The 19,686-nt window shown below is 69.5% G+C and carries 18 protein-coding genes; 10 read left to right on the top strand and 8 right to left on the bottom strand.

Features of this window, described 5'->3' with window-relative positions:
- Positions 1 to 5 precede the first annotated feature (5 nt).
- The 5 genes from A5701_RS25445 to A5701_RS25425 all read right to left on the bottom strand — a co-directional run bounded on the left by A5701_RS25445 (position 6) and on the right by A5701_RS25425 (position 4,569).
- Complete coding sequence (locus A5701_RS25445; RefSeq protein WP_067760760.1) at positions 6 to 1,034, bottom strand: zinc-binding alcohol dehydrogenase family protein; 1,029 nt, start codon at positions 1,032 to 1,034, stop codon at positions 6 to 8.
- 49 nt (positions 1,035 to 1,083) lie between these two features.
- A complete protein-coding gene (locus A5701_RS25440; protein ID WP_067760758.1) occupies positions 1,084 to 1,383 on the bottom strand; it encodes a GlsB/YeaQ/YmgE family stress response membrane protein in 300 nt (99 codons plus the stop codon).
- A gap of 134 nt (positions 1,384 to 1,517) precedes the next feature.
- On the bottom strand, positions 1,518 to 2,558 hold the full coding sequence (locus tag A5701_RS25435; RefSeq protein WP_067760754.1) for an alanine and proline-rich secreted protein Apa: 1,041 nt from the start codon (positions 2,556 to 2,558) through the stop codon (positions 1,518 to 1,520).
- A 107-nt stretch (positions 2,559 to 2,665) separates the two neighbouring features.
- Complete coding sequence (locus A5701_RS25430) at positions 2,666 to 3,763, bottom strand: sulfate/molybdate ABC transporter ATP-binding protein (protein WP_067760752.1); 1,098 nt, start codon at positions 3,761 to 3,763, stop codon at positions 2,666 to 2,668.
- Between the two features lie 8 nt (positions 3,764 to 3,771).
- A complete protein-coding gene (locus A5701_RS25425; RefSeq protein WP_197499222.1) occupies positions 3,772 to 4,569 on the bottom strand; it encodes an ABC transporter permease in 798 nt (265 codons plus the stop codon).
- Between the two features lie 114 nt (positions 4,570 to 4,683).
- On the opposite strand from A5701_RS25425, the gene A5701_RS25420 reads away from it, so the two are divergent.
- Entirely contained in the window at positions 4,684 to 7,353 is a 2,670-nt protein-coding gene (locus A5701_RS25420; protein ID WP_231972881.1) for an adenylate/guanylate cyclase domain-containing protein, read from the top strand.
- Here the strand turns inward: A5701_RS25420 and modA are convergent, their stop codons facing one another.
- Positions 7,354 to 8,112 (bottom strand): molybdate ABC transporter substrate-binding protein, encoded by a 759-nt coding sequence (modA, locus tag A5701_RS25415; RefSeq protein ID WP_067760748.1) that lies wholly within the window; start codon positions 8,110 to 8,112, stop codon positions 7,354 to 7,356. It lies immediately after the preceding gene.
- 234 nt (positions 8,113 to 8,346) lie between these two features.
- Here modA and A5701_RS25410 point away from each other — a divergent pair, with 234 nt between their 5' ends.
- The 4 genes from A5701_RS25410 (at position 8,347) to A5701_RS25395 (ending at position 12,086) form a co-directional block, all read left to right on the top strand.
- Positions 8,347 to 9,024: an SDR family oxidoreductase gene (locus tag A5701_RS25410; protein WP_067760746.1), complete on the top strand. Its 678-nt coding sequence runs from the start codon at positions 8,347 to 8,349 to the stop codon at positions 9,022 to 9,024.
- Positions 9,025 to 9,083: 59 nt separating this feature from the next.
- Positions 9,084 to 10,001 (top strand): LLM class F420-dependent oxidoreductase, encoded by a 918-nt coding sequence (locus A5701_RS25405; protein WP_067760740.1) that lies wholly within the window; start codon positions 9,084 to 9,086, stop codon positions 9,999 to 10,001.
- 116 nt (positions 10,002 to 10,117) lie between these two features.
- Entirely contained in the window at positions 10,118 to 10,498 is a 381-nt protein-coding gene (locus A5701_RS25400; RefSeq protein ID WP_067760738.1) for a DUF4189 domain-containing protein, read from the top strand.
- A gap of 199 nt (positions 10,499 to 10,697) precedes the next feature.
- Positions 10,698 to 12,086 (top strand): NAD(P)/FAD-dependent oxidoreductase, encoded by a 1,389-nt coding sequence (locus A5701_RS25395; protein WP_067760736.1) that lies wholly within the window; start codon positions 10,698 to 10,700, stop codon positions 12,084 to 12,086.
- An 89-nt stretch (positions 12,087 to 12,175) separates the two neighbouring features.
- Here the strand turns inward: A5701_RS25395 and A5701_RS25390 are convergent, their stop codons facing one another.
- On the bottom strand, positions 12,176 to 12,559 hold the full coding sequence (locus tag A5701_RS25390; protein WP_067760734.1) for a PaaI family thioesterase: 384 nt from the start codon (positions 12,557 to 12,559) through the stop codon (positions 12,176 to 12,178).
- Positions 12,560 to 12,864: 305 nt separating this feature from the next.
- Here A5701_RS25390 and A5701_RS25385 point away from each other — a divergent pair, with 305 nt between their 5' ends.
- The 4 genes from A5701_RS25385 (at position 12,865) to A5701_RS25370 (ending at position 17,285) form a co-directional block, all read left to right on the top strand.
- Complete coding sequence (locus tag A5701_RS25385; protein WP_067760732.1) at positions 12,865 to 13,284, top strand: BlaI/MecI/CopY family transcriptional regulator; 420 nt, start codon at positions 12,865 to 12,867, stop codon at positions 13,282 to 13,284.
- Between the two features lie 14 nt (positions 13,285 to 13,298).
- The gene (locus A5701_RS25380) at positions 13,299 to 14,249 is read left to right on the top strand and encodes a M56 family metallopeptidase (protein WP_067760730.1); all 951 of its coding nucleotides are present in this window, start codon (positions 13,299 to 13,301) and stop codon (positions 14,247 to 14,249) included.
- Between the two features lie 99 nt (positions 14,250 to 14,348).
- Positions 14,349 to 15,806, top strand: coding sequence for an NADP-dependent phosphogluconate dehydrogenase (gene gndA, locus A5701_RS25375; RefSeq protein WP_067760728.1), 1,458 nt, complete (start codon positions 14,349 to 14,351; stop codon positions 15,804 to 15,806).
- A 42-nt stretch (positions 15,807 to 15,848) separates the two neighbouring features.
- The gene (locus A5701_RS25370; protein WP_067760726.1) at positions 15,849 to 17,285 is read left to right on the top strand and encodes a GuaB1 family IMP dehydrogenase-related protein; all 1,437 of its coding nucleotides are present in this window, start codon (positions 15,849 to 15,851) and stop codon (positions 17,283 to 17,285) included.
- 45 nt (positions 17,286 to 17,330) lie between these two features.
- Here A5701_RS25370 and A5701_RS25365 read toward each other — a convergent pair whose 3' ends face one another.
- Positions 17,331 to 17,954, bottom strand: a complete 624-nt coding sequence (locus A5701_RS25365; RefSeq protein WP_067760724.1) for a GNAT family N-acetyltransferase — start codon at positions 17,952 to 17,954, stop codon at positions 17,331 to 17,333.
- Between the two features lie 294 nt (positions 17,955 to 18,248).
- Here A5701_RS25365 and A5701_RS25360 point away from each other — a divergent pair, with 294 nt between their 5' ends.
- Positions 18,249 to 19,619: a hemolysin family protein gene (locus A5701_RS25360; RefSeq protein WP_067760722.1), complete on the top strand. Its 1,371-nt coding sequence runs from the start codon at positions 18,249 to 18,251 to the stop codon at positions 19,617 to 19,619.
- The last annotated feature ends 67 nt before the right edge of the window (positions 19,620 to 19,686 follow it).

Raw genomic sequence — 19,686 nt, 5'->3', positions numbered from 1 at the left:
GGCGCTCACACCAGCAGCACCGCCGCGCCGGCGATGCGGCCCGCGCTGAGGTCGGCCAGCGCCCGATCCGCCTGGTCCAGCGGGTATTCCGGTGTGGTCACCTCGATGTGATGCTCGCCCGCGAAGTCGAGGAACGCCCGCGCGTCGGCCCGGGTGTTCGACGTGACCGAGCGGACCTGGCGCTCCTGAAACAGGTGTCGCTGGTAATTCAGGACCGGGATGTCGGACAGGTGGATGCCGGCGATCGCGAGGGTGCCGCCGCGGTCTAGGGCCTCCAGCGCGGGCAGCACCAGCTCCCCGACCGGCGCGAACAGGATCGCCGCATCGAGTGGCACCGGTGGCGGGTCGGCCGCTCCCTGCGCCGACGCCGCCCCGAGCTGCATGGCGAGTTCACGCGCCTCGGCTCCGCGGGTCATCACGTGCACCTCGGCGCCCTGCGCCAACGCGACCTGCGCGGTGATGTGGGCACTGCCGCCAAAGCCGTACAGCCCGAGCCGTCCGCCTGGCGGCAGGTCGGCACGAAGCAGGGAGCGGTAGCCGATGATGCCGGCGCACAGCAGCGGCGCGAGCTCGCTGTCGCTGTAACCGGCGGGCAGCGGATGCGCGAAAGCGGCGGGAACCGTGGCGAATTCGGCGTAACCACCATCGGCGTCCCAGCCGGTGTAGCGGGACTGCGGGCACAGGTTCTCGTCGCCGCGGCGGCAGTACTTGCACACCCCGCAGGTGTGCCGTAGCCAGGCGATGCCGACCCGGTCTCCCACTCGAAACTCGTCGCCCGCTTGCGCGCCCATTTCCACGACCTCCCCGACCACCTCGTGGCCGGGCGTCACGTGGTCGCGATGCACGGGCAGGTCGCCCTCGGTGACGTGCAGGTCGGTGCGGCAGACGCCGCAGGCCCGGACGGCGACCAGCAAATCCGACGGCCCGGGGCGCGGCACCTCCGAGGCGACTTGCTCGAGCGGGGCGGTGTCCATGGGGCCGGGTTGACGCACCCGCCATGCGCGCATGGCCGCGGTGGACAGCGGTGCAATCATCCGTCAATCATGCCGCCAACCGCCACGGCCGCAACGGGTTGACTGGGGTCTACGTCCTGCGCACCATCCCGACGATCCAGAGCAGGATCAGCGACCCTAGCAGCGCGGTGAAGAAGGTGAAGATCAGGCCCCCGCCCGCGGTGTTGACGAAGAAGCTCAAAATGAAGCCGCCGATCAACGCGCCGATGATTCCGATCACGATGTCCATCAGGATCCCGGCGCCGCTGCCCCGGATGATCTTGCTGGCGAGCGCGCCGGCCAGACCGCCGATGATGATGTATCCGATGATCCCGACGCTCGTGAACGTGGTTGAGCGGGCCAGATATTCGGTAGCTGCCATGACGTCCATGCGGGTCTCCTTGCATTCGCTGGCAAAGCCCAGCGAATTGCTGGGCCGTCACTTCGGTATACCCGCTCCGCGTAACGAAAAAGGTCCGGATTCGGCGACGGTTCGCCCGTCATCCCGGCGCCCCGATCAGGGTGTCAGGTGGACTGCGTCCGCTGTGGTGCCGGCGCCGGGGTGGGGCTTACCTCCCCGGCCGGAGCCGGAGCGGGAGCCGGCGATGGCGCTCCCGGGGCCGCCGGGGCGGCGGGCGCAGGTTGGCCTCCGGGCGGAGGTGCCGCCGGTGCCGGCTGTGCGCCCGGAGCCGCCGGGGCTCCAGCGGCCGGCGCGGGCGGGCCCGCCCAGGGCTGGATCGACTCGGCCAGCGCCTTGGCCGCACCCTTGTCCACCGGGTCGTTGGCCGTGCCGAGCCAGACCACGAACCAGCGTTGCGGCGGTCCGCCCGCGTTCGTCGCGGGCAGCCCGACCACGCCCGTCCAGATCTGGCCGTTGGGCTTGGAGGCGTCGCTGAACTTGACCTCGTAGTACGACGCGCTGCCCGTGATGCCGTTGGCGCCGGTGAGCGTGGTGGCTTCCTGGTTGATCCGGGTGCCCGGATACGGCAGGAAGAACTCACCCATGTCCGAGCCGAGCCGCACGGCGGCCTTGGCGTTGTTGGCTTCCGCACTGGCGTAAAGCTTCTGGTCCAGGCGGCCCATCACGATGCGGGTGTCATTGGCGACCGGTGGCGGCTGGTCGGGCAGCGGCGGCGGCCCCGTCGTCTTGCTCAACAGCGCCGAGCCGTAGTCGAGGTGGGAAGCGTCCGATTCCACCCAGCCGGGCGGAAGGACGTAGCTGAAACCGCCCACGGCGTTGGCGACCCGCCCGGCGTTCGGGTCGACGGGGGGCGGCGGCGGTGCGTTCGGGTCGACGGGCGGCGGCGGCGGCGCGTTCGGGTCGACCGGTGCCGGGGACGCGCCGGGCGCCGGGGCGGCCGGCGGCGGTGTGGTCGCGGGAGCCGCGGGGCCGGCTGCAGGAGGCGCCGTCGTTGTCGTCGGCGGGACCGGAGTCGGAACCTCCGGATCGGCGTTCGCGGCCCCCGGCAATGCGATCGTGACGGCGCTGGCACTGGTCACTGTGGCTATCGCCAGCGTCGCCCACAGGCCTTTGCGACGTGTCGAGTTGGGATCCACCTGCTCCATGGCGACGAACCTACCGTGTTACCGCTGTGACGCAAGGAGCCTTGCGGACAATTGCAGCGTCGTTTTTCCGATGTTGCCGATGCGCGACCGGGCGCCCGATTGCACCCTCAGTGCGCCGCCGGATACAACTCGACCTCGTGCGCTTTGACCGAGAACCACACCCTTTCCCCGGGCGCCAGCCGCAGCTCCGATGCGGCGTCGACCGTGATCTCCGCGGCCAGGCCGGGCGCACCGTCGGGTTGCTGCTCGCCGCGCACCAGCACCGCCGCCCCGCGGATGTCCAGCTCCGCCACCGTCACCTCGACCGTGTTGCGCGGGCTGCCGTGCGGTCGGTCCCGATAGATCGCCACCGCCGTGGGCGGGAACACCGCAATCGCATTCTGGCCCGCGGCGAGCCCCTCACCCCCCGGCGCCGCATGCCAGCGCACGCCGGAGCGCGCGTCCAGTGCGGCGTCCGCGGCGGCCGTCCCGTTGACCAGGTTGACGCCCGCGATCCGCGCCCCGAAGTGACTGCGCGGCGCGGTGAGCACGTCGGAAACGGGACCGATCTCGGCGATCTTGCCGGACTCGAGCACCAGCACCCGGTCGGCCAGCGTGAACACGTCGAGCAGGTCGTGCGTAATCAGGACCACCGCGCAGCCGGTGCGGGCGACCACGCGCCTCAGTACCGCGCGAATGCTCGCGGCCGCCGCGACGTCAAGACCGTTCAGCGGCTCGTCCAGCAGCAGCACGTCGGGCTCGGCGGCCAGCGCCCGCGCCACCGCCACGCGCTGGGCTTGCCCGCCGGACAGCTGCCGCGCCTTGCGGTCGGCGAACCGCTCGGCGTCCACCTCGCGCAGCCAGCGCAGGGCCGCCGCCCTCCCCGCGGCTCGTCGTGTTCGCAGCCCCCCGCCCCGGCTGCGCGTCCCGAAGGCCACGTTGGCGGCGACGCTCATGTGCGGGAACAACAACGGGTCCTGCATGAGCAGGCCGACGCGGCGGTCATGGGTTGCCACGTTGACCCCGGCCGCGGTGTCGGTCAGCACCCGGTCGCCCAGCCGCACCACCCCGTGGTCCGGGCGAACCAGCCCGGCGATCACATGCAGCGCGGTGGATTTGCCCGCGCCGTTGGGCCCCAGGACCGCAAGGACTTCGCCGGCCGACACGGTGAACTCCACGTCCAGTCGGCGGTCCGCGACGTCGGCGCGCAGCTGCAGTTCGCTCATGGCCCCGGCTATCTCGTTTCGTCTCCGGTCAGCCGGCGGGCGCCGAGCCCCAGCACCACCAGCGCCGCCACCGCGACCAAGAGGATCGACAGCGCGACCGCGGCGTCGGCGTCGGTGACCCGCTGCAAATAGATCTCCAGCGGCAGCGTGCGGGTGACCCCTTGGCGGGACCCGGCGAACGTCAGCGTGGCGCCGAACTCCCCCAGCGAGCGGGCGAACGCCAGCACCGCGCCCGACGCCAGGCCCGGCAGTAGCAGCGGCAGGGTGATTCGCCACCAGACGGTGCTGGGCCGCGCCCCCAGGGTCGCCGCCACCACCTCGAAGTCGGCGCCGGCGGTGCGCGCGGCGCCCTCCAGGGAGATCACCAGGAACGGCAGCGACACGAAGGTCTGCGCCAGCACCACCGCGGTGGTGCTGAACGCGATGCTGACACCGGCGGCCTCGAGGTACTTGCCGAGCAGCCCGAGCCGGCCGAACGCGTACAGCAGCGCGATCCCCCCGACGACCGGCGGCAACACCAAGGGCAGCAGGATAAATGGTCGCAGCAGCCGCACCGGTCGCGCGGTGCTGCGGGCCAGCACCAGGGCCATCGGGACGCCAAACAGCACGCAGAGCACGGTGCTGGCCGCGGCGGTCTTGAGGCTGAGCAGCAGGGCGGTTCGCGACGACGCGCTGGCGATCAGTGACCAGAAGTTGGGCCAGTCGACCTTGATCGCGATGGCGAGTAGCGGCAGCACCACGAACCCGGTCCCCGCGGCGGCGGGAACGTACACCCACCGCGGTAGATCGGCGCGACGCTCGCTAATGCTTGGACCCCAACCATGATCGGGCGATGAACACCGCCCCAACCTAGCGCCCGAGAGCCGAGGTTTCCGCCGATGTGCGAGGTAGAAGCAGGTGCGTTGTGAGATTCTGCTGGGGTGTCCGCTCGGCCGGCGGCCGCTCCTTCGGGGGTGGTGACGTTTCTGTTCACCGACGTCGAGGGCTCGACGCGTCGGTGGGAGGCCGACGCGGACGGGATGCGGGTGGCCCTCGCGGCCCATGACGACGCGTTGCGCACCGCGATCGAGGCGCACGGGGGCTGGTTGTTCAAGCACACCGGTGACGGCGTGTGCGCGGCGTTCGCCTCGCCGCGCGCGGCGGTCGATGCCGCCGTGGCCGCACAGCGCTCACTCGAGTTGCCGGTGCGGATGGGGCTGGCGACCGGCGAGGCCGAGCTGCGCGACGGCGACTACTTCGGCACGGTGCTCAATCGTGCGGCGCGCGTGATGGCCGCCGGGCACGGCGGTCAGATCCTGGTGGCCGCGTCGACGGCAGGCTTGCTGAGCGGCGTGGATCTGGTCGACCTGGGACCCCGTCGGTTGCGGGACGTCCCCATGCCGGTCGGCGTGTTTCAGGTCCGAGCCGCCGGCCTGCGGGCCGACTTTCCGCCGCTGCGGGCGCTGGACACGAGTCCGGGCAACCTGCGGCCCGCCCACACGAGCTTGATCGGCCGCGAGGCCGCCGTTGCCGACATCGAAGCGGCGGTCAAGACGCATCGTTTGGTGACGCTGACCGGAGTGGGTGGGGTCGGCAAGACCCGCCTCGCGTTAGAGGTGGCCACGCGGTTGGCTGATGAATTCCCGGACGGGGCGTGGCTTTTCGAGTTGGCCGCGGTGACCGACCCGGCGGCGGTTCCCGACGCGGTCGCGGCGGTGTTGGGCATCACCCAGCAGCCGGGCCAGACCGTCGGCGAGTCGGTCGCTGCCGCATTGGAGGGCCGGGTAAGGCTGTTGGTGCTCGACAACTGCGAGCACGTGCTCGACGCCGCCGCCCAGCTGATCGAAACCATCCTCGCCCGATCGGCCACCGTGAAGATCCTTGCCACCAGCCGCGAAGGACTGGGAATTCCCGACGAGCAGGTGCGGCCCGTCCGTTCCCTGGACGTGGCGGGCGTCCACTCCGCGGCGGTTACCCTGTTTACCGAACGCGCCCAAGGCATTTCGGCGGGCTTCTCGATGGTCGACGGCCGTGATGCCGCCGCCGTCACCGAGATCTGTCAGCGGCTGGACGGGATTCCCCTAGCCATCGAGCTGGCCGCGTCGCGGATGGCGTCAATGACCGCCAGTGAAGTGCGTGACCGCCTCGACCACCGCTTCAGGCTGCTGGTCGGTGCGCGGCGCGGCCTGGAGCGCCACCACACGCTGCGCCACGCCGTGGCCTGGTCCTACGACCTTCTCGACGACGACGAAAAGGCAGTGCTGGCACGCTGTTCGGTGTTCGCGGGCGGATTCGACCTCGAAAGTGCCTGCGCCGTAATGGGCGCCGAGGATGAGTACGTGATTCTGGACCTGCTCGATGCCTTGGTGCGCAAGTCGCTGCTGGTCGTCGACCGGTCTTCGGGGCGCACCCGGTTTTCGATGCTCGAGACGATCCGCCAATTCGCCGAGGAACAGCTCATCACCTCCGGCGCTGCGGGAGAGATCCGCGCCGCGCATGCCCGCCATTTCGCCGGGCGCGAGGCCGACGTCATGGCGCTGTGGGACGGCCCGCGCCAGCGCGAGGCATACGACTGGCTCACGGTCGAGTTGGCCAACTTGCGCACCGCCTTTCGCTGGTCGACCGAACACGGCGACCTGGATGCGGGTGCGGCCATCGCCGCATACGCGGGCTTGCTTGGTCCGTTCCTCGAGAACTACGAACCCATCGCCTGGGCCGAAGAAATGGTCGAACCCCTTCGTGCCGTCGACCACCCACGGCTGGCAGCCGTGTGCGTGGGGGCATCGCTGGCCGTTCTGGTCGGCCGGTACCAAGAGGCCGTGCGCTACAGCGAAATCGGTGAGACGGTCATCGCCGCCGCCAGCGACAAGGTGTCGTCTTTCGGGGAGGCCTTTCTCGGCAGCGCGTATTTGTTCGTCGGGCAGCCCGAACGGTATCTCGAGCTATGCCGGGCCCAGGTGGGGCGCGGTGGGGACGCCAACACTTTCGCCAGGGCAAACCTGGTGTTCGCTCTGGCCGTCTGCGGTTCGTCTGACGAGGCGTTGGCAACGGGCGAGGGCCTCATCGATGCCGCCGAGGCCACCGGGAATCCATGGGTGCTCGCCTACGCACTCTTCGTGTATGGGTACGCGGTCCGTGCGACCGATCCGGATCGCGCCCTCGCGGCGCTGCGCCGCAGTCTGCTCGTCGCGCGGGATAGCGGCAACCGGTTCTACGAGACCCAATTCCCGTACTGGGCCGCCGGACTCATGGCCGAGCAAGGGGACCCCGGGGCGGCGGTGGATCACCTCGCCTCGGCCATCCGCAACAACCACGAGTCGGGCAACATCGGCATGATGTACAACGCGCTCGCCGTCCTCGCCGTGTTCCTCAACCGGCTAGGACACTACGAACCGGCTGCCACCATCGCCGGTTTGGCGGCGGTCAGCCCGATGGCAGCAACGACCTTGCCCGAACTCGCAGAAATGATCGCCGACCTTCGCGAGGTCCTCGGTGACCAAACCTACGAATCGCTCGCCCGCAAGGGTGAGATGATGACCACCGCCGAGATGGTGACCTACGCCTATGGCCAAATCGACCAGGCCCGAACGGGTTTCGGACCGCCCCGCTGATCAGGGCTTGGCGAACCCCGCCTGGGCCAGGATGTTTTGGCCGACGTCACCGGTCACCATGGCCACGAACCGCTTCGCCAGCGACGCTTGCGGCGCCTTGTTCATCACCGCGATCGGATAGACGTTCACCGCGCCGGCGGCCTCCGGGAAGCTGACGGTCGTCACCTTGTTCCCGGCGCTGTGGGCGTCGGTGACATAGACGAGCCCGGCGTCCGCCTGCCCCGTGGTGACCTTGTTGAGGACGTCCGTCACGCTCGGTTCCTCGCTCACCGGGTTGAGGTGAACGCCGGTGCTGTCCTCGACGCGCCGGGTCGCCGACCCGCAGGGCACCGGCTTCTGGCAGACGACCACGGCCACCCCCGGCCTCGCGAGGTCGGCGAATGACCCGACCTGCCTCGGGTTGCCCGGCGCGGTGACGATCACCAGCGTGTTCGACGCGAAGTTCGTCGGGTCGCCGGCGACCAAGCCGGCCTTGGCGACCGTGTCCATCTGCGCGGTGTCCGCCGACGCGAAGACATCGGCGGCGGCGCCCTGCGTCAACTGGGTGGCCAGTTCCGACGATCCCGCGAATTCGAAGTCGACGTTGCTGCCGGCGTTCTGGGCCTTGAACAGCGCTCCGATCTGGGTGAACGCGGGCTTCAGCGAGGCGGCGGCGAACACCACCAGCGTCCCGGGCGCCGCCGGTGTCGATCCGCACCCGATCAGGGCCGCCATCAGCATCGTCGAGACGAAACCGGCCAGGAACCCGATCCGAGGCATGGATGCACCCTAACCCGCCGACGATGCGGACCTATTGCAGGCCTAACGGCGCAAAAAAGTGAGGTTCGAATAGTTACGGAAATGATCCGCGCGTCGCGGCGCGAACAATTTCGCCGACTAGCTACTGTCCAGTAACATGGACGCATACTGATGCCATAACGTGCTGAGATCCCAGGCCGGTCCGTCATTCGATCCGCAGCAGGATCTGGGTTCAACGTTGAACACGAGGAGGTCATGGCAGTGGAAGTGCTGGTCACCGGTGGAGACACCGAACTTGGACGCACAGTGGCCGAAGGCTTCCGCGATGACGGTCACAAGGTGACCCTCGTGGGCGCACGGCGCAGCGACCTCGAGATCGCCGCCAAGGAACTCGACGTCGACGCGATCGTCTGCGACACCACCGACCCGGCGAGCCTGACCGAGGCCCGTCCCCTGTTCCCCCACCATCTGGACACCATCGTCAACGTGCCGGCTCCCACCTGGGAGGCCGGCGACCCCCGCGCGTACTCGATCGCCGACACGGCCAACGCCTGGCGGAATGCCCTGGACGCCACGGTGCTATCGGCCGTGCTGACGGTGCAGACCGTGGGCGATCACTTGCGCTCGGGTGGCTCCATCATCAGCGTGGTGCCGGAGAACCCGCCCGCCGGAAGCGTCGACGCCGCGATCAAGGCGACCCTGTCGAATTGGGTCGCCGGACAGGCGGGCGTCTTCGGCACCCGCGGCATCACGGTCAACGCCGTCGCCAGCGGGCGCAGCGCGCAGCCCGGCTACGACGGCCTGTCGCGCACGCCCCCGTCGGTCGCCGGCGAGGTGGCCCGGCTGGCCCTGTTCCTGACCACCCCGGCGGCCCGCCACATCACCGGCCAGACGCTGCACGTCAGCCACGGCGCGCTCGCCCAATTCGGCTGAGGGCGTAATCGCGGCGCGAGCCGTTTCGTCGCGCGTGGAGCGGCACTACGGTAGACCGCGTGGCTATTCGACTCGGTCTGCAGATTCCCAACTTCTCCTACGGCACCGGGGTGGACAAGCTCTTCCCCACTGTCATCGCTCAGGCCCGCGAGGCCGAATCCGCCGGCTTCGACTCGGTCTTCGTGATGGACCACTTCTACCAACTGCCCATGTTGGGCGACCCCGACCAACCGATGCTGGAGGCCTACACCGCCCTGGGCGCGCTGGCCACCGCCACCGAGCGAGTCCAGTTGGGCACCTTGGTGACCGGCAACACCTACCGCAATCCCGCGCTGCTGGCCAAGACCATCACCACCCTCGACGTGGTGAGCCAGGGCCGCGCCATCCTCGGCATCGGAACCGGCTGGTTCGAACTCGAGCATGACCAACTGGGTTTCGAATTCGGCACTTTCACCGACCGATTCAACCGGCTCGAGGAGGCGCTGCAGATCATCCTGCCGATGATCAAGGGCGAGCGGCCGACCTTCTCGGGCAAGTGGTACCAGGTGCGCGAGGCGATGGCGAATCCCCGCTTCCGCGACCACATTCCGCTGATGATCGGGGGCAGCGGTGAGAAGAAGACGATCCCCCTCGCCGCGCGCCACTTCGATCACCTCAACGTCATCGCCGGATTCGACGAACTGCCGGGCAAATTGGACGTCGTGCGGCGGCGCTGCGAAGAGATCGGCCGCGACCCGGCGACGCTGGAAACCAGCACGCTGACCACGGTGCTGGTCGACGAGAACACCAAGCCGGACCAGATTCCGGCCGAGATGACCCAGCGCATGGTGGTCGGCGGCCCCGAGTCGGTCGCCGAGCAGATCAAAACCAAGGTGGTGGACGCCGGCATCGACGGCGTCATCATCAACCTGCCCTTCTACGCCCCCGGCGTGATCAGCTCCGTAGGTGAGGCGCTGCGCCCGGTTGTCGGCCTGTAGCAGCCGACGCCGCGGGCCGTGGGGTCGCGGTTTGGCCCCGCGGCGGTAATACTTCCGTGTAGCAGCGTTTACCTGCGCCACCCGGGCGCAGCGCGGAAGAAGAGGCCGGGAAGGCAATGAAGACAGCAGCCCTGGCGTTGATGGTGGCCGGCGTGGCGTTTGTCGCACCCCCGCTCGCGCATGCCGGCGGCGACGGGATCGCGATGGCGATATCGGACTCCACCGGCCACATCGACATCGCCGACGGCGCCTCGAGCGTGGGTGCGGCCGAGAAGGCGGTTATGGAGACCTGCCGCAAGACGATCAGCGACTGCCGCCTGCTGGCCAGTGGGCAGGGTGGGTGCGTGGCGCTGGTGATGAACGCGTCGAAGACCAAATACTTCGGGGGCTGGGGCCCGACGCCCGAAGAGGCGGAGGCACAGGCGCTCTCACGCGCCCCCGGCGGAACGATCCAGGCGGGCCACGACCACTGCGTGGGCGGAGGCTCGAGCCAATAACGGCGGCCTCGTGCCAGCGGGCCGGCGACCCTGATAGTTGCGCCACAGTGGCCGGCGCCCACCAGGGTTTTCGCCCCCAACACCGTTAGTGTTGCAAACAACACATGCGTATCAACTAGGTTTCCGGGTACCCGCCTGACTAGCGTTGTGGCTAACTGCAGTCGCGTGTCCAAAAGCCCCCGTCAGGAGCAGCGGAAACATGAGCCCCCCACCCGAAACCACAGCTGGAACCGAACGGCGCCACCAGGTCGTCATCATCGGTTCGGGATTCGGTGGACTCAACGCGGCAAAGAAACTGAAGCACGCCAACGTCGACATCAAATTGATCGCGCGCACGACCCATCACCTCTTCCAACCGTTGCTGTATCAGGTGGCCACGGGCATCGTGTCCGAGGGCGACATCGCCCCGCCCACCCGTGTCGTGCTGCGCAGGCAGCGCAACGTCCAGGTCCTGCTCGGTGACGTCACGCACATCGATCTCGATGGGAAGTTCGTGGTGTCCGATTTGCTCGGTCACACCTACGAAACCCCTTACGACAGCTTGATTATCGCCGCCGGCGCGGGGCAGTCCTACTTCGGCAACGACCACTTCGCCGAGTTCGCACCCGGCATGAAGTCGATCGACGACGCACTGGAGGTGCGCGGTCGGATCCTGAGCGCCTTCGAGCAAGCCGAACGGTCGCGCGATCCGGAGCGACGGGCCAAGCTGCTGACGTTCACCGTCATCGGCGCCGGCCCCACCGGCGTCGAAATGGCAGGCCAGATCGCGGAATTGGCGGCCCACACGCTGAAGGGCTCGTTCCGTGGCATCGACTCCACCAAGGCGCGGGTGATCCTGCTCGACGCCGCCCCCGCCGTGCTGCCGCCGTTCGGCGACAAGCTGGGGACGCGGGCGCGGGCCCGGCTGGAGAAGATGGGCGTGGAGATCCAACTGGGGGCGATGGTCACCGACGTCGACCGCAACGGCATCACCGTCAAGGATTCCGACGGCACCATCCGGCGCATCGAGTCCGCGTGCAAGGTGTGGTCTGCGGGCGTGCAGGCCAGCGGGCTGGGCCGAGACCTCGCCGACCAGTCGTCGGTGGAACTGGACCGGGCGGGCCGCGTCAAGGTGCTGCCCGACTTGTCGGTTCCCGGCCACCCGAACGTGTTCGTGATCGGCGACATGGCCGCCGTCGAGGGCGTACCCGGGGTGGCGCAGGGCGCGATCCAGGGCGCCAAGTACGTCGCCGGCACGATCAAGGCCGAACTCGGCGGGGCCGACCCCGCCGAGCGCGAGCCGTTCCAGTATTTCGACAAAGGCTCCATGGCAACGGTTTCGCGGTTCTCCGCGGTGGCCAAGGTGGGCCCGCTGGAGTTCAGCGGCTTCATCGCCTGGCTGATGTGGCTGGTGCTGCACCTCGTCTACCTGGTCGGGTTCAAGACCAAGGTCAGCACGCTGCTGTCGTGGACGGTGACCTTCCTGAGCACCCGGCGTGGCCAGCTGACGATCACCGAGCAGCAGGCCTTCGCCCGAACCCGCCTCGAACAGCTGGCGGTGCTCGCCGCCGAAGCCAAGCGGCCGGCGACCGCCAAGCGAGCGAGCTAACGGGCCAATCGCAGCAGGGCCCGAATCGCGGATCCGGCCGGCCTCCGCGAAAGTCGTTGCGCAACACAGCAATACGCCGTCGCGCGGATCTACAGGTTCTGCAGCCGCACCTGGCCGCGGGCGACCACCTTGCCGTCGCCGTCGGTGATCGTGACCAGCCACAGCTGCTGGCGCCGGCCGCGATGGATCGGTTCGGCGACGCCGTACACCATGCCCGAACCGATGGAACGCAGGAAGTCGGTGTTGTTGTTGACCCCTACGACGTTGCCGCCGCCGCGGGTCGCAAGCCAGGTGTAGGCGGCCACGCTGGCCATGCTCTCGATGATCGAGCAGTACACCCCGCCGTGCACGAGGCCCATCGGTTGCAGCAGTTTGGGCGTGACCTCGAGTTGCGCGCGGGCGCCGTCGGGGCTCAGTTCGGTGAACTGCAGTCCGATCTCCTGATCGAAGGGGGCGGTGAAATCCGGCGGCATGCTCGGCGGCTGAGGCACGTTCTGTGTCTACACCATGGGTCGGGCGACGGCGCTGGTGGCGGGGTTGCCGCCCCGGAAACGGCTGAGCCCCGTGCCGCGGGGGCACGGGGCTCGCCGATCGAGTAGACCGGGGGTCACTGCAGCCCTCAGGACTCTGCCGCGGTCGTTGTTCGCTCGACTGGGTTAGCATAGGCAAGGCTGCCCTAATTTCGCAAGCGCCTATCCGGCGGCGCGGTGAGCAGCTGCGGTACGACGGTCGGTAGTAAGCGGAGTAAGATGTTGTCGACGTCAGGAGAGAACGCACTATGGCGAAACTGACCCGGCTCGGGGATCTGGAACGCGCCGTGATGGATCACTTGTGGTCCACGCCGGAACCTCAAACGGTCCGCCAGGTCCACGAGGCGTTGTCCGCGCGACGCGACCTCGCCTACACGACGATCATGACCGTCCTGCAGCGGCTGGCCAAGAAGAACCTGGTCTCGCAGATTCGCGACGACCGCGCGCACCGATACGCTCCCGTGCACGGCCGCGACGAACTGGTCGCCGGGCTGATGGTCGACGCGCTGGCCCAGGCCGAGGACCCCAGCGGCAGGCAGGCCGCGCTCGTCCATTTCGTCGAGCGGGTCGGCGCCGATGAGGCAGCTGCGCTCCGGCGGGCGCTCGCCGAACTGGAAGCTAATCAACGCAACAACGCGCCAACCGCTGGCGCGTCGCCGGAGGACTGAGGGAGACTGACAGCGTGTCCGCGCTGGCCTTCACCATCCTCGCGGTGCTGCTGGTCGGTCCGGTGCCGGCCTTGTTGGCACGCGCGAGCTGGCCGCTGCGCGCTCCCCGCGCCGCGATGGTGTTGTGGCAGGCCATCGCGCTCGCCGCGGTCCTCTCGGCGTTCAGCGCCGGCATCGCGATCGCCACTCGGCTGCTCATGCCCGGTCCCGACGGGCGGCCCACCGCCAGCATCCTCGGCGCCGCCGGCCGCCTCGGCTGGCCGCTGTGGGCCGCGTACATCGGCGTCTTCGCCCTGACCGTGCTGGTCGGCGCCCGATTGATGGTGGCCGTCGTCCGGGTGGCAATCGCCAACCGGCGACGGCGCGCCCATCACCGCATGGTCGTCGATCTGGTCGGCCTGGGCCACGGCGGCGCGCTTCCCCAGCCCTGCGCCCACACGCGGGACCTTCGTGTGCTGGACGTGCCGCAGCCGCTCGCCTACTGCCTGCCGGGCGTCCGCAGCAGGGTGGTGGTCAGCGAGGGGGCGCTGAGCACGCTCGCCGACGCCGAGGTCGCGGCGATCCTCACCCACGAGCGGGCCCACCTGCGGGCCCGCCACGACCTCGTCCTGGAGGCCTTCACCGCAGTGCACGCCGCGTTCCCGCGGCTGGTGCGCAGCGCGAACGCGCTCGGGGCGGTGCAGCTGCTCGTCGAGCTGCTCGCCGACGACGCCGCCGTGCGCGCGGCGGGCCGCACTCCCCTGGCTCGCGCGCTGGTCGCCTGCGCGTCCGGGCGGGCGCCGTCCGGCGCACTGGCCGCCGGCGGACCCAGCACCGTGGTCCGCGTCCGCCGGCTGTGCGGGGGCGGCAACAGCCTGGCGCTGGCGGCGGCCGCATACCTGGCCGCGGTCGCCGTGTTCGTCGTGCCCACCGTCGCGTTGGCCGTGCCGTGGCTCACCGAGCTGCGGCGCCTGATCAACCTCTGACGCGTTCGACGGCCAGCACCCCGGGCGGACGCCGGTCCCCTGTGCCACAGTGTGACGGAAAGCTTTTGGGCACAGTTCTCCGACTCGAGAGGCGAAGACATGGGTTCGTCGGAATCAACCACCGCTACCGCGCAGATCGGCGTCACCGGCCTGGCGGTGATGGGCTCGAACATCGCGCGCAATTTCGCCCGGCACGGCTACACGGTGGCGCTGCACAACCGCTCGATCGCGAAGACCGACGCGCTGCTCAAAGAGCACGGTGACGAGGGCAAGTTCGTGCGGTCGGAGACCATCGCGGAGTTTCTCGACGCCCTGGAGAAGCCGCGGCGGGTGCTGATCATGGTCAAGGCCGGCGACCCCACCGACGCCGTCATCAACGAGCTCGCCGACGCCATGGAGGAAGGCGACATCATCATCGACGGCGGCAACGCCCTCTACACCGACACCATTCGCCGCGAGAAGGCGATGCGCGAACGGGGCCTGCACTTCGTCGGCGCCGGCATCTCCGGCGGCGAGGAGGGCGCGCTGAACGGCCCGTCGATCATGCCGGGCGGCCCCGCCGAGTCCTACACGTCGCTGGGCCCGCTGCTCGAGGAGATCTCCGCACACGTCGACGGGGTCCCGTGCTGCACCCACATCGGGCCCGACGGCGCGGGCCATTTCGTCAAAATGGTGCACAACGGCATCGAGTACTCCGATATGCAGCTGATCGGCGAGGCCTACCAGCTGCTGCGCGACGGCCTGGGCAAGACCGCCGAGCAGATCGCCGACGTGTTCGACGAGTGGAACAAGGGCGACCTGGACAGCTTCCTCGTCGAGATCACCGCCGAGGTCCTGCGCCAGAAGGACGCGAAGACGGGCAAGCCGCTCGTCGACGTCATCCTCGACGAGGCCGAGCAGAAGGGCACCGGCCGCTGGACCGTGAAGTCGGCCCTGGACCTCGGCGTCCCGGTAACCGGGATCGCCGAGGCCGTGTTCGCCCGCGCGCTGTCGGGTTCGGTGACCCAGCGCAAGGCCACCACGGGGCTGGCCTCGGGCGAGCTGGGCGCCAAGCCCGCCGACGCGCAGCAGTTCGTCGAGGACGTGCGCCAGGCCCTCTACGCGTCGAAGATCATCGCGTATGCCCAGGGCTTCAACCAGATTCAGGCCGGCAGCGCCGAATACGACTGGGGCATCACGCCGGGCGACCTGGCCACCATCTGGCGCGGCGGCTGCATCATCCGGGCCAAGTTCCTCAACCGCATCAAAGACGCGTTCGACGAGGACCCCGATCTGCCTAGCCTGATCGTCGCGCCCTACTTCCGCAGCGCGATCGAGGCCGCGATCGACGGCTGGCGCCGCGTCGTGGTGACCGCCACGCAGCTGGGCATCCCGATCCCCGGCTTCTCCTCGGCGCTGTCCTACTACGACGCGCTGCGCACCGAGCGGCTGCCCGCGGCGCTCACCCAGGGGCTGCGCGACTTCTTCGGCGCGCACACCTATGGCCGCATCGACGACGACCCCGATAAGCGCTTCCACACGCTGTGGAGCGGGGACCGCAGTGAAGTGCCCGCCTAGCCGGGTACTACTTGAGGGACACGAGGGGGCGCGGCGACAGCGATGAGATTTCTGGACGGGCATCGGCCCGGTTACGACCTGACCTACAACGACGTCTTCGTGATGCCGAACCGGTCGGAGGTCGCGTCGCGCTTCGATGTCGACCTGTCCACCCAGGACGGCTCGGGCACCACCATCCCGGTGGTGGTCGCCAACATGACCGCGGTGGCCGGGCGGCGGATGGCCGAGACGGTCGCCCGGCGGGGCGGCCTGGTGATTCTGCCGCAGGACATCCCGATCACCGCGGTGCAGCAGACGGTGGACTTCGTCAAGAGCCGCGACCTGGTTCTCGACACCCCGGTCGTGCTGGGCCCCGACGACTCGGTGTCCGATGCGACCGCGCTGATCCACAAGCGCGCACACGGGGTCGCGGTCGTCGTCTTCGAGGGCCGCCCGATGGGCTTGGTGAGCGAATCCTGCTGCCTGGGCGTGGACCGCTTCGCCAGGGTTCGGGATGTCGCGATCACCGACTTCGTCACCGCCCCGGTCGGGACCGAACCACGCAAGATCTTCGACCTGCTCGAGCACGCCCCGATCGGGGTTGCCGTCGTGACGAACGTCGACGGCACGCTGGCCGGCGTGCTCACCCGCACCGGGGCCGTCCGCACCGGCCTGTACACCCCGGCGCTCGACCGTGAAGGGCGGCTGCGGGTGGGTGCGGCCGTCGGCATCAACGGCGACGTGGGCGCCAGGGCGCGCTCCCTGGTCGAGGCGGGCGTCGACGTGCTCGTCATCGACACCGCACACGGGCATCAGGTGAAGACGCTCGAGGCGATCCGCACGGTGTCCTCGCTCGAACTCGGGGTGCCGCTGGTGGCCGGCAACGTCGTCTCCGCGGAGGGCACGCGCGATCTGCTGGGCGCCGGGGCGAACATCGTCAAGGTCGGCGTCGGGCCGGGGGCGATGTGCACCACCCGGATGATGACCGCTGTGGGGCGCCCGCAATTCTCGGCCGTCGTCGAATGTGCTTCCGCGGCAAGGCAATTGGGTGGCCACGTGTGGGCCGACGGCGGCGTTCGACATCCCCGGGACGTGGCGCTGGCGCTGGTGGCCGGCGCGTCCAACGTGATGATCGGATCGTGGTTCGCCGGCACCTACGAGTCGCCCGGCGACCTGATGCGCGACCGCGAGGACCAGCCCTACAAGGAGAGCTACGGCATGGCGTCCAAGCGTGCGGTGGTCGCCCGCAGCGCCGCCGACACCGCCTTCGACCGCGCCCGCAAAGCGCTCTTCGAGGAAGGCATTTCGACCTCACGCATGGGCCTGGACCCCGACCGCGGGGGCGTCGAGGATTTGATCGACCACATCACCTCGGGCGTGCGCAGCACGTGCACCTATGTCGGCGCCGCCAACCTGACGGACCTCTACGAGCGTGCCGTCGTGGGGGTGCAGTCGGCCGCGGGCTTCGCCGAAGGCCATCCACTGCCGCTGGGTTGGTGACCCCCGCCGCACGCAATTCTTTGGCGGCGCAGGCAATTTGGTGGGTCAGGCGCCGGCCGGACGTTCCCACGCGTAGAGCGACATGCGGCGATTCCTGGTGTCGTGTTCGCCGAGGAACGCGCAGCCGGCGAATTCGCAGAGTCGGCGCGCGGTGGTGTTGCGGTGATCGGGGTCGAACATGACGCGCCGGCAGCGGGGCTCCATGGCGAAGACGCTCCCGACGATCTGCGGCAACAGCATCGGGCCCAGGCCCCGGTTCATCAGGCCCGGGTCGGCGATGGCGGCGTGCAGCCCCAGGTCATACGGATCGGCATCGTAGTGGTGCGAGATCAAGTCCTTTGCGCCCCAGTATAATTCGAGGTAGGCGCAATCTTGGCCATCGACGCTGCCCAGCAGTGGCACCGAATACGTGCCGTCCAGCTGCGCGCCGAGGTGCCGCTCCCATCGCGGGGCCGGCCAGTCGTACTCCCAGGCCGCGGCCAGGTGTGGGCGGTTCATCCACTCCGCCACCATGCCCGCGTCCTCGGGCCGCGCGACACGCAGCGCGAAGGGCGGTTCGAGCGCGGGGGCCGGCGGCCGCCCGATGCGCGCCACCTTCTCGGAGATGTCGAAGCGCTCGCGCGGAAGGACTTGGGCCGGTTCGGTTTCGGGTGGGCCTTCGGACGCCATAGTCCGCCAGCCTATCGAGTAAGGTTAGGCAACCCATACTTGGGTCCCGGGCGGGCCCGGCCTCCCAGTGAAAACGGTCGTTGACCGAACGGGGGGCGGACCGGGCTACGATAAATCAGCAAAGACGGAAGCGACCGCGTCCGCACCGGTTTCAGGCAGCGAAGGGATTGACGTGCCGCAGGCACCCGTGCAGCCCATGGGCTTCCGGGCGCGGCAGCCGTCCGACGAGCCGCCCGATGCGGAGCCTTCCCCGGCCATCCCGCCAACACAATCGGCCCGCGGGCGGCGTGCTCGATGAACGTCAGCGTCGCCGTGATCAGCATCATTGCCATCGCGGTGCTCATCTTCGGTAACGCGGTATTCGTGGCGGCCGAGTTCTCGCTGACCACGCTGGACCGCAGCGCCGTGGAGGCCAACGCGCGGCGCGGCGGCCGGCGCGACCGCGCGATCCGGCGCGCCCACCACAAGTTGTCGTTCCAGCTCTCCGGCGCCCAATTGGGCATCTCCGCAACCACACTGGCGGCCGGTTACCTGACCGATCCGATGCTGGCCGACCTGCCGCACCCGTGGTTCGACGCGATGGGCATTCCCGACAAGGTGGCCGACGCGATCATGGCGTTCGTGGCGTTGGTCATCGTCACCTCGGTGTCGATGGTGTTCGGCGAGCTGGTTCCCAAATACCTTGCCGTGGCCCGGCCACTGTCCACCGCGCGCGCCGTGGTGGGCGTTCAGCTGCTGTTCTCGCTGCTGTTCACCCCGGCGATCCGGCTCACCAACGGCGCGGCGAACTGGATCGTGCGCCAGCTGGGCATCGAGCCGGCCGAAGAGCTGCGGTCGGCCCGGTCGCCGCAGGAACTGCTGTCCCTGGTGCGCTCCTCGGCGCGCAGCGGCTCGCTGGATCCCGCGACCGCGTCACTGGTGCGGCGCTCGCTGCAGTTCGGCGCCCTGACCGCCGAGGAGCTGATGACGCCCCGATCCAAGATCGTCGCGCTGCAGACCGACGACACCGTCGCCGACCTGGTGGCCGCGGCCGCCGAGTCCGGGTTCTCCCGGTTCCCGATCGTCGACGGCGATCTCGACGAGACCATCGGCATCGTGCACGTCAAACAGGTGCTGGCCATCCCGGCGGCCGACCGGGCGCGCACGCCGCTGACCAACGTGGCGCAGCCCGTCCCGGTGGTGCCCTCGACGCTGGACGGCGACGCCGTCATGGCCGAGATCCGCGCGAACAGCCTGCAGACCGCGATGGTGGTCGACGAATACGGCGGCACCGCGGGCATGGTGACCGTCGAGGACCTGATCGAAGAGATCGTGGGCGACGTCCGCGACGAACACGACGACGCCACCCCGGACGTCGTCGCGGCCGGCACCGGCTGGCGCGTCTCGGGACTGCTGCGCATCGACGAGGTCGCCACCGCCACCGGGTTCCGGGCGCCGGAAGGGCCCTACGAGACCATCGGCGGGCTGGCGTTGCGCGAATTCGGCCACATCCCGGTGGCCGGTGAAACGGTGAAGCTGCCGGCCCTGGACGCCGACGGCCTGTTGGACACCTCGCTGCGCTGGCAGGCAACGGTCATCCGGATGGAGGGACGCCGGATCGACCTGCTGGAACTCAACGAGCTGCAGGGTGACGGCGACACCGGCGCGGCGGGGGGTCCGCGATGAGCGATCCCGTCGGAGTGTTCCTGGCGATCGTGCTGATCGGCGTCAACGCCTTCTTCGTCGGCGCGGA

This window comes from Mycobacterium sp. E3305 (genome assembly GCF_001666785.1).
Lineage (GTDB): Bacteria > Actinomycetota > Actinomycetes > Mycobacteriales > Mycobacteriaceae > Mycobacterium.
The sequence above is the reverse complement of the archived record's forward strand: the minus strand, read 5'-3'. Positions and strand labels throughout refer to the sequence as shown.